The organism is Duganella sp. CF458, assembly GCF_900113115.1.
In the GTDB taxonomy this organism is placed as follows: Bacteria; Pseudomonadota; Gammaproteobacteria; order Burkholderiales; family Burkholderiaceae_D; genus Rugamonas.
Genome location: NZ_FOOF01000008.1, coordinates 165,416 through 175,562 on the forward strand (window position 1 = coordinate 165,416; position 10,147 = coordinate 175,562).

A 10,147-nucleotide genomic window follows, 5' to 3' on the forward strand; every position below is an offset into this window, starting at 1 on the left:
AGCAGGCGCAGGAAAAACACGGCAAAAGGCTCGACTAGTTCGGTTGGCCCGACATTGTACGTGATTTGCCGGGCCGGTTCTTGCCCGCCCTTTGAATCAACTTGAACAGAAAAATAGATATGAGCGCTAGTTTAGAAGTCGTCCCGCCGTCCGGTGAAGTCCACATTGAAGAGACGGCATTTGGCAAATGGTTCTTGCGGACTGAAACGTGGACGGTGCACGTGCTGGAACGCGCGCTGGCGGATTTGCAGCGCCTGATGCCCAATGCGCCGGCCAGTTTTGGCGTGGTGGCCGATGTAGGCTGCGGTTTTGGCCGTTCCCTGCCGAAGCTGCACCAGCGCTTCGCGCCGCAACGCCTGATCGGCATGGACATCGACCCGGAGATGCTGCAACACGCGGCGAAGGAAGTGGCTGCGCACAACGTCAAGACGGAATTCATCTGCTGCTCCAGCTCCAACATCAAGCTGGAAGACAATTCGGTCGACCTGCTGTTCTGCCACCAGACATTCCACCACCTGGTGGACCAGGAAAACGCGATTCGCGAATTCTTCCGCGTCCTCAAGCCGGGCGGCGTGCTGCTGTTCGCCGAATCGACCAAGCGTTACATCCATTCGTGGATCATCCGCCTGTTGTTCCGCCATCCGATGGACGTGCAGAAAACCGCGCCGGAATACCTGGCCATGGTGCGCGACGCCGGTTTCAACGTACCGGACAGCGCGGTGTCCTACCCATTCCTGTGGTGGAGCCGGGAGGACCTGGGATTGATGGAGCGTGTGTTGCGCATCAATCCACCGGCGGTGCGTGAAGAAACCCTGATCAACCTGGTGGCGGTCAAGCCTTAACCTTCCTGCTGCGGCGCTACCTTGCCGCAGTCGCTGCCTTTCCAGCGGGCGGTCACTTCCTGGGTGGCGTGGAAGTTGCCCGCTTGCGGCACCGGTGCGCCATTCGGACCGGTGACTTTGCCGTCGCCGACCATCTTGAAGCGCCATTCCTTGCTGTTGGCGACGATGTATTCTCCGCTGCCGTTGTAGTTGGTCCCCTGTGGACCCATGCAGGCCGCCTTGAACTTGGCGCCGGAGCTGCTGGCCGAAATGATGTCCAGCTTGCAGCCTTGCGACGACTGCTCCATCTTGCGCTTGATGTCTTCGGTGTCGACGCCCTTGGCCACCTGGGCAGCCGTCAGGCAGGTCTGGGTCCCGCCGGCGTTGCCGCCTTGGCCCATCTGGTCCTGCATCTGCTTGCGCTGTTCAGGCGTCAGGCGCGCCATCATGCGTTCCCGGCCTTTGCGCATCGCTTCCTCCACATCCTGGCCATTGATCATGGTGACGCGGGTTTGTTCCCACAGGCCCGGTGCCAGTTTGAGAGGGATTACTTCCGCATGGCCATGCAGGCAGACGGTGGCGAGGCTGGCGCTGAGCGCAAGGGCTTTGATGGCGTAGTTCATTGGTACTCCTTTTGGCGAAAGGAGCGAAGAATAGCAAAAAAGCATCGAGTTGCGGCGCGAGTTTCACCAGTTTGTTGCGAAGATGTTGTTTAATGATTAGCCTTTCTCAACAATAAACCAGACAGGGGATATCGTGAATGGCATCGAGCGTCGCCGCAGTTTCCTGAAGTATGCAGGTGTGTTGGGTCTTCCAGTCCTGAGTGGCTGCTGTCTTTTTGGCCCGCGGGAGATTGTTCCTTATTGCCCGAACAGCGGCGCGGTCAGCGACCTTAAGGCGGAACTGACGATCGATGTCCACGCCCATGTGTTCAATGGAACCGACCTTCCGGTCAAAAGATTTCTCGAACTTGTCATGTCGCGCCAGGTGGGCGTACCGGGCAGCGTTGCCGCCATCATCGGGGCGTTGCTGCAGACGGCTGCCTGGTCCAACGCGCCCAAGGCCAGGGAGGAGCTGGCCGAACTGGAAAAAATCAAGCTCAAACTCGCAACCTGTGGCGATCGTAGCGGCCAGCCCGCGATATCGACGTTGGTGCAGGCAATGGCTGACAGGGCATTCAGGAATGCCGTGCAGGAGCTGACGAATGCGCTCAATGCCTCGCCAGCCCTGAAGAGTGCGAGGCGGAAGGTGCAGGACCAGGCTTTGGCGTTGGACATGAAGATCCAGGCTGAAGCCGCGGTAGCCGACGAAATCGAGCTGGTTTCAAAGATGCCGACGTATGGCGACTACCGGAAGTACCTGGGAAGCGCCGCAGCGGGCGAGGGACTGGTGGCTATCGCCCGCATCAGCGCGCGCGGTGCTATCGCGTTTGTCATTCAGAATTTCCAGTACCGGTACGTCAGCGTGCACGATTACCTGGGCCTCTATAACGTACCAGGCAAGCGGGTCATCGACCTGCTGATGCCGATGATGGTCGATTACGACTGGTGGCTGGCCGGCGGTAGCCCGACCGCGTCGTCGCTGGCCGGGCAGGTGGAAACAATGGAGCAGATGGCGATCGTAACGGGCGGCCGTGTCCATGCCTTTGTGCCGTTCGATCCCTTGCGCGAGGTCGCATTTGGCCTGCATCTGGCGCCATCGAGCTCACTGGAGCTGGTCAAGGATGCGCTCGATCGCGGCTGTATCGGCGTGAAGCTCTATCCACCGATGGGGTTCGCGGCTTTGGGCAATAAAAGGCTGCAAGAAAGATCGCCGGCGTTCTGGCGCCAGGAATGGTTCGACGAGCGGCTGTTGCTGCCCGACCTTGGACAGCGCCTCGATACGGCGCTGCGCTCCCTGTACCGGCATTGCGTCGACAACGACATTCCCATCATGGCGCATACGGCGCAATCGAACGGCCCATCGGGCGATTTCGAAGGCCTGGCTGCGGCCGAATACTGGGCGTGTGCGCTGAAGGAGTTCCCGGGACTGCGCATCAATTTCGGGCATTTCGGCGACACAGGGTTTGGCGGGAGTGAGGCCAGCGCATATGTCCGGGCCAAGGAGTTCGCCGGGCTGATGCAGGTCAACGGTGTTGGCCGCAATGCGTATGCGGATTCCGGTTACTTCATTGAAGCCGTCGATCATAAAGAGAGCTTCAAGACGGCCATTGCGCAATTGATCAAGGAAACCGATGGCAAGGGCAGCGCTTCGCTCGCAAATCGCTTCATGTACGGCACCGATTGGGAAATGACGATCACGCAAGGGCATATCGAGTCCTATCTGGCGAATTTCGAGGAAGTATTCGAAAGCAAGCTGGTGGCCCGCAAGTTCTTCGGCGAAAATGCCGCCGATTTCGCGGGCCTGCGCAATGGCCAGCCGACGCGCTTGCGCCTGCAAAAATTCTACGACCGGCACCAGATTCCGACGCCGGACTGGATGCGTAAGATCGACCAGCCAAAAGCGGCATAAGGAGACTACCGATGTCTAAGGTTCGCAAGATGATATTGCTCGCGTGCGTGGCGGCTTGCGCCTCCAACGCCCAGGCCTATAAGCTGGACCCTTGGGCGTTCAAAGGCAACGCCAAGGCGGCGGCGGAAGAACGCGCCAAGGCAATGCGGGAACTCGGCGCCGAGAAAGGTCACCCGAACGCCTTCTTTGATCCGGTGCACGAACAAATGACCTTACGCTCACTGGCCCAGGCCACGGCAACAGGGACTGCGGGCGTTGAGTTGGAGAAGCTGGCCGCCACCGACAGCGGGCGCAGCTTGCTGTATGGCGTAAGGTGGAACGATTCGCCGTATGTCGTGCGGACCGGGGCAATGTATTTGTTCTGCAAATTGAAGCTGCAGGCGACCAATAGCCTGCCATGTTGGGGATCGCAAATGCTGTATGGGAAGACGCACCCCAAAGTCGAAACCGACGATCCGACCTTGCTGGCGATGATCGTTCGCTCACATTTTTACGATATGCAGTTCCTGCATGCCATGAGCGAGGAAAAGGTGGCAGCTACCGAGGTGCGCGAAAAGATACTCATGTGGGCCGAGCTGGTGGCCTTGATCCAGGCCGGGTTGGTGGTTGACGATACTCGCCTGGAACAGGTCGTGCCCATGCTTTCAACGAATGCGAGGTTCCACTGGGCGAAGATTTTCCCGTCGCGCCCCCATCTGCGGGACAACAAGAACATGGCCAAGTGGCGCGTGGGCACCATGTTCCGGGCCGACCGCGATCGCGCGGCCCTCAACCTGAAGGATGTGGCGTTGGGAAGCTTCCTGCATATCGTCCAGGACAGCTATGCGGGTGGGCATGTGGAGCGGGAAGTCAGTGAAGGCGGCAGTTTTGCCTGGGGCACTGTCAAGGAGTTCCACAGCTACCAGGGCCAGGACGGCGACTGGCACAATTGCCACGACCGGAATCCGATCAATGGCGCCTGGGCGGCGGCGATGGGCGAACCGCGCAACCCGGTCAACGTCGGCGCCAATATCATCCGGATCCTGCGCGCCGCCAGGCCGGCGACGGATGACGGCATGGAGGAAATGCGCAGCAGAGTCAGCGCAACCTTCCTGAATCTTGCAAATCCAGGCCAGGAAAGCACGACCGGGAACACCCGCAGGCCGTCTTGTGCTTGACCGGGTGGCGGCCTACGGCTGCCGCTCGACGATGACGTAGTGCTTGCGGACCGGCTCAAGGACCTCGAACACCCCTTTGAAGCCGGCCGGGATCACCAGCGCGTCGCCGGGCCCGGCTTCGGCGGCATGGCCATTTTCGTCGATCACCCGGCAGCGGCCTTCAAGAACGCAGAAATACTCATCCTTGTTGGGAGCGAAGGCGATGCGCCAGCTGCCTTTCCCGCAGGCCCAGATGCCGGCGTGGACTTCGCCGCTGGCATTGGTGAAATGGTTCCAGGTGGTGCGCTTGGGATTGCCCTCCAGCCGGCGCTCTTCGCGCGGGTGGTCATACTCGGGGGCCGGCAACTGGTTACGGAATTCGGTGATTGCTGTCATGGTGTCATGGTGTCATTTCACGCGCGGGGCCGGCGCCAGCCTGGCCAGGACACCGGCGTTGAGTTCATAGGTATCGAAATCGCGGGCCAGCAACAGCGTGCCCTGGTAATGCAGCCGCGCCTCGGCTTCCACTTCGGCCATGCCTTCCGCGCTGTCGTAGCGGGCGCTGAAGTGGGTCAGTACCAGGTTCGGCACTTCAGCCGTGGCGGCGAAGCTGGCAGTGCGTTGGACTGAACTGTGCTGCGGACCGGGACCGACTTTCTGCAAAACGGCTTCGGTGTAGGTTGCCTCGTGGACCAGGATGTCGGCATCCCGGCAGGCTCCGGCCAGCAGCGACGGTGTGTCGTTGTCGCCGCCGATCACCGCGACCGCGCGTTCGACGTGTTCCGATCGGAACTCGGCAGCCAAGAGTGTCGATCCGTCTTCCAGCTGCACATCCTTGCCATGCTGGAGCAGGCCCCAGGCCGGGCCGGGCGGCACGCCGCGTGCGCGCAGGGCGTCACTATCAATCTTCCATGTCGTCTTTTCGAAGCTGAACTTGAAGCCGAAGCTTGGCGCGCGGTGCGACAGCGGGAAGCGTTCGATCGCCAGGCCATCCTGCCGGTGCACCAACTGCTGGCTGGCCACGTCGATGTGGATGATCTCGAACGTGAGGAAGAGCTCCGTGTGCAGCATGGTCGCATCGAGCCAGGCCTTGACGGGTGCCGGGGCAACCAGGATCAAGGGTTTCTTGCGGCCGTTCATGGAGGCGCTTGCGAGCAGTCCGGGCAGCCCGTAACTATGGTCGCCGTGGACGTGGGTGATGCAGATGCCCACCAGCTCGTGGACGGTGTGCGGAATACGCAGGAGCTGGTGTTGGGTGGCTTCGCCACAATCGACCAGCCACCAGTCGCGGTTCATTGTTGTGTGCAAGGCCAGCGCGGTGACGTTGCGCCGGATAGTTGGCACGCCGGATGAGGTGCCAAGGAAGGTCAGTTTCAGCATGCCATATTATGCCGCATCGGAGCCGGTTCGTGGCCTGCGCGCGACAGGCGCCAAGGCCTTCGGGGCCATTTGATTGTCCTGGCGAGCCACGCGCTTGTGGCCGGGCGGGCTGGCGCTAAGATGAGTTGTTGGCTGGTCGACTCGAATAAATACTTCAATGATCGGAGACAATCTATGCAAACTCGCATCCGCAACACGCTTCTGGCCGCAGTCGTCTTTTTCACCCTGGCGGGGCAAGCAACCGCAAATACCCTGACCCAAAACGTATCCTGGACCATCGACCGCGCCGGCACCACCGCCAAGTACCGCGTGGTGGCCTATGGCGATTCGATCTATGCGGGCTATAACGGTTCGATCACCAGCGCGGCCAAATACTCGGCGCCGACGGTGGACGCCGAATACCTGTCGGCGGCATGGAATGCCGACATCGAAAGCGTGCGTCGTGCCAAATCCGGCGCCGTGGCTTCCGATGTCTACAATAACAAAATTGTTGCCGAGCGATCTTACATGCAGGCCAGCAATACCCGGGTCGTCACGTTCGAAATGTGCGGCAATGACGGGTTGCAGGCCCGCTCCGCCTTCAAGGGGCAGAGCGGCACTTGCGACGACGCGGTGCTGACTGCCGCCGAGAACAGCTGCAAGACCTATGTCGCGGCAGCCATGGACTACATCAACGCGAACGCCTACTCGGGCGTGAAAGTGAAGGTCATCTCGAACCTGCACTATCCAGGCTACTCGGCGGACAACGTGCAGAGTTCCTGCAAGGACCCGAATACCGGCGCCACCGTCAACATGCAGCAGAAATTCCTGCCCGCGCTGGCACGCATGAACTTCATGATGTGCGATACGGCGCGCCAGAAGGGTTTCCAGTGCGCCGACAACTTCGCCCAATACATGGGTGCGGATTACGACAGCAATGGCGACGGCATGGCCGATTCCGATGCGTTGCGCTATGTGGCGGGCGAGAGCCAGGCCAGCTATGTGACGCGCATTACGTCGACCTTGCGTTCCACCATCCGCGACGCCAACACGCACTTCGTATCGGCCGGCAGCAGCTATGACTACATCCAGTCGGACGATACGCACCCGACTTACACCGGCAGCACCGTGACGGCGGGGCTGTTCGGCGGCACTACCGGCACCGGGGCGCCGCGCTACACCTCCTTCAGTTCAGGCAAGAACCCGATCTGGAACCAGTTCGGGCATGAACGCATGGGGTGGGCGGTTTCGGTCTTCAACACGCCAACGCCGTGAGTTCCTGGCGCCCCAGCCCGGGTTACCTGGCGGCGGCGCTGCTGCTGGCCGTTGGCGCGGCCAGCCTGGTGTTCTTCCTTTGGTACTTTGCGCGCGATGACGCGGCTGCGGGGGCTGGCCAAACGCCGGCCCCGGCGAATGTGGCGGCTGCCGGACGACCAGCCTCCGCCGCCACTGCCGCGTCAGCAGTTGCGCGCGAAGCCCGCCAGGGTCCCATGCATCCTGCGCCGGAAGGCGACGCCGATCCGACGCGCGACTTGCGCAGCTACGTCATGCGCGGCGAAAATCCGACCATGAACGAGGTCATCAAACGTTTGCACGAACAGGGCGTGCACACCGGCCTGGGGGCGTTCAACCCGCCCGGCACCAATCCGCCGGTGGTGGGACTGGCGGTGCCGAAAGACTTCGCGCTGCCGACGGGCTATGTGCGCCACCATCAGGTGACCGACGATGGCCAGGCGATTGAACCCATCCTGATGTTTGCCCCGGAATTCCAACTTTACGATGCCTCGAACCGGCCGCTTGCAATGCCGAAGGACCGCGTCGTGCCACCTGACATGGCGCCGCCCGGCTTGCCGCTGCGGCGCATTGTGATTCCTCCTCCTGCCGATAGCTCCGGACGATGAAGATACTTGCCAGCGTTCTTGCCAGTGCCGCGATGACTGCCCTGTATGCGCGCGGAGGCGCGGGCTGGGTGCTCGGTTTCGTGCTTCTCGTCCCATGGCTGATCGCGCTCGATGGGCGCCGGTCGGTTGCCGGAACGCTGCTGTGCGCCTGGGCGATGTCGCTGGCCTACACAGCGGCCGGCTTCGCATGGTTCGGCGCGGCCCTTGGGCGATACACGCAGCTCGGCGAAGGGACGGGGATGGCCCTGCTGCTGCTTGCCGCCCCCTTGTTCCAGCCGCAGTTCTTTGCCTATGCGCTGGTGCGCTACGCGCTGGCGCCTTGGTACGGGCGCGGTGCGCGCGCGCTGGCTGCGGCGGCAGCCTGGATCGCGCTCGAGTGGCTGGTGCCGCGCATGCTTGGCGATACGCTGGGCTACGGCCTGTATCCTTCGCGCCTGCTGCGGCAGGCGGCGGATGTGGGCGGAACCGCCGGCTTGACGCTCTTGCTGTTGCTTGCCAACGAGGGCGTGGCGGCGGGCCTTGTGCGCTACCGCGAGGGCTGGCGTTCGTTCGCCAAGCCGTTGGCGCTGGCCGCTCTGGCCCCCGCCGTGCTGGCAGCCTACGGTGCGGTCGCGCTGTCGGGCATTCCAGCACCGGCTGGCAAGCCGCTGCGCATGGCACTGATCCAGGCGAACCTGGTTGATTATGAACGGCAGAGGCAGGAGAAGGGCGCCCATGCTGTCGTGCGGGAAGTGCTGGACCGGCATTTCGCGATGGGCTATGACGCAGTCACGCGCCAGCGTGCGGAGGCACTGCTCTGGTCCGAGACCGCCTATCCGACCACTTTCGGCAAGCCGAAAAGTAATTCGGGGGCGGAGTTCGACCGCGAGATCGCCGATTACGTCAATGCGGCTGCGGTACCGCTGGTTTTCGGAACATATGACCGGGATGACCGCGGCGAGTACAACGCCGCTGCCTTCATGCAACCCGGTCGGGGGCTGGTCGGCATGTACCGCAAGTCGCATCTGTTCCCGTTCACAGAGTATTTGCCTGCATGGCTGGACGGGCAGCTGGTGCGGCGCATTCTGCCGTGGGCCGGCAATTGGGTGGCCGGTAGCGGGGCCAGGGTCTTTCCGTTGCGCTTGGCGGATGGCCGCGAGATTCCCGTGTTGCCGCTGATCTGCCGCGACGATGTCGACACCGGCCTGGCCGTCGCAGGTGCGCGGCTTGGCGGGCAGGTGATCCTGACGATGTCGAACGATTCCTGGTTCAGCGGCGATGGACCTGGCGCGCGGCTGCACCAGGCGGCGGCCGCTTTCCGCAGCATCGAAACCCGCTTGCCGCAGTTTCGCGTAACCAGCAACGGCTTCAGCGCCGCGATCGATGCAAGCGGCGATATCCTGGCAGGCACCAAGGTCGGCGAACCGGCCCTGGTGATTGCCGATCTGCCGGTACGCTCGCCGGTGCCGACCCTGGTTGTGCTGTGGGGCGACTGGGTCGGGTTGGCATGCTGTGCCTTGCTTCTTGTGCTGACTGTCAGGCCGCTCAGCCAGGCGTGGCAGCCGCAGGGCGAGGGCGCCAAGGCGCGCGTGCCGCAGCCGGCATTCCCGATGCGCGTGGCGGTCTTGCCGCCGGCGGCGCGCATCGTTGCGGGTTTGCTGCGGGTGATTTCGCGGGCAGGCTTGCTGGGTATGTGCGTGGCCTTGTTGCTGAATGAACCGCTGCGCACCAACACCCTGGCGCAACTGCGCATCTTTGGCCTGTTTTTCCTGGTGCCGGAAGCGATCGCCTGGCTGGTGCTCAGGGCATTCTCGGCGCAAGCCTCGGTGAGTGAAGGGCGGCTGGTGCTGGCGCGGGGACGGCAGAAACTGATGCTGGGGCTGGCCGAGCTGGCTGCGATCGAGCCGTGGCGCTTGCCGGTGCCTGGCCCCGGCGTGGCATTGCGACTGCGCTCCGGGAGATCTCCGGGCTATGGGCTCGCGCTTGCCGACCCCGCAGCATTCTCGGCGGCATTGGCGGTGCACGGGGGGCCCCCTGCGGCAAAGGCGTCCGGCTGGCGCATGCTGGTGGCGCCGGCGACGCGGCTCGATCATCCTTTGGTGAAGTTCGTCCTGTTGCCGCTGGCACTTGCGCTGCCAGCCTTCCACTTGCACCAGCATATTGCATATGGCAGCGCACTGGGCGAGTTTTACAGCTTTGGCCTGGCGGCATACCTGGGCGCATTCGGACTTTGGTGGGCTGCCTGGACGATCGGTGTGGTGCTGGGGGCCGCACTGGTGCGCACGGTGATCGAATCCGCGACCATGCTGGTTGCGCTGTTGCGCCCGCGTGCTGCCATCGACGCCAGGCAGGGACTGGAGCGCATCGGGCATGCCGCGCTTTATCTTGCACTGCCCGGCTGGCTCCTGTTCAGGGTCTTCGGCGCATAATCGCCATCATC

Annotated in this window: 9 protein-coding genes; 6 read left to right on the forward strand and 3 right to left on the reverse strand. The window is 62.7% G+C overall.

What is annotated here, in order from left to right; all coding sequences use genetic code 11:
• Window positions 1–119 precede the first annotated feature (119 nt).
• On the forward strand, window positions 120–842 hold the full coding sequence (locus tag BM269_RS14140) for a class I SAM-dependent methyltransferase (protein WP_090437719.1): 723 nt from the start codon (window positions 120–122) through the stop codon (window positions 840–842).
• Here BM269_RS14140 and BM269_RS14145 read toward each other — a convergent pair.
• Window positions 839–1,444, reverse strand: a complete 606-nt coding sequence (locus tag BM269_RS14145) for a DUF3617 domain-containing protein (RefSeq protein WP_170860377.1) — start codon at window positions 1,442–1,444, stop codon at window positions 839–841. The two genes, BM269_RS14140 and BM269_RS14145, sit on opposite strands and share 4 nt — an antisense overlap.
• A 133-nt stretch (window positions 1,445–1,577) precedes the next feature.
• Here BM269_RS14145 and BM269_RS14155 point away from each other — a divergent pair, with 133 nt between their 5' ends.
• Window positions 1,578–3,332 carry an amidohydrolase family protein gene (locus tag BM269_RS14155; RefSeq protein ID WP_139232745.1) on the forward strand — a complete coding sequence of 585 codons (1,755 nt, stop codon included), beginning with the start codon at window positions 1,578–1,580 and terminating at the stop codon, window positions 3,330–3,332.
• Window positions 3,333–3,343: 11 nt separating this feature from the next.
• Window positions 3,344–4,489: a hypothetical protein gene (locus BM269_RS14160; protein ID WP_090437727.1), complete on the forward strand. Its 1,146-nt coding sequence runs from the start codon at window positions 3,344–3,346 to the stop codon at window positions 4,487–4,489.
• A 12-nt stretch (window positions 4,490–4,501) separates the two neighbouring features.
• On the opposite strand, the gene BM269_RS14165 is transcribed toward BM269_RS14160, so the two are convergent.
• Together BM269_RS14165 and BM269_RS14170 are read right to left on the reverse strand one after the other, a co-directional pair.
• The gene (locus tag BM269_RS14165; RefSeq protein WP_090437728.1) at window positions 4,502–4,864 is read right to left on the reverse strand and encodes a cupin domain-containing protein; all 363 of its coding nucleotides are present in this window, start codon (window positions 4,862–4,864) and stop codon (window positions 4,502–4,504) included.
• A gap of 12 nt (window positions 4,865–4,876) precedes the next feature.
• Window positions 4,877–5,848, reverse strand: a complete 972-nt coding sequence (locus BM269_RS14170) for a ribonuclease Z (protein ID WP_090437729.1) — start codon at window positions 5,846–5,848, stop codon at window positions 4,877–4,879.
• A 174-nt stretch (window positions 5,849–6,022) separates the two neighbouring features.
• On the opposite strand from BM269_RS14170, the gene BM269_RS14175 reads away from it, so the two are divergent.
• From BM269_RS14175 to lnt, 3 genes are read left to right on the forward strand one after another with little or no spacing between them, the layout of a single operon-like run.
• A complete protein-coding gene (locus tag BM269_RS14175; protein WP_090437731.1) occupies window positions 6,023–7,102 on the forward strand; it encodes an SGNH/GDSL hydrolase family protein in 1,080 nt (359 codons plus the stop codon).
• A complete protein-coding gene (locus BM269_RS14180) occupies window positions 7,099–7,728 on the forward strand; it encodes a hypothetical protein (protein ID WP_090437733.1) in 630 nt (209 codons plus the stop codon). Before BM269_RS14175 ends, BM269_RS14180 begins: the two co-directional genes overlap by 4 nt.
• On the forward strand, window positions 7,725–10,136 hold the full coding sequence (gene lnt / locus BM269_RS14185) for an apolipoprotein N-acyltransferase (protein WP_229204649.1): 2,412 nt from the start codon (window positions 7,725–7,727) through the stop codon (window positions 10,134–10,136). Before BM269_RS14180 ends, lnt begins: the two co-directional genes overlap by 4 nt.
• Window positions 10,137–10,147: the final 11 nt, after the last annotated feature.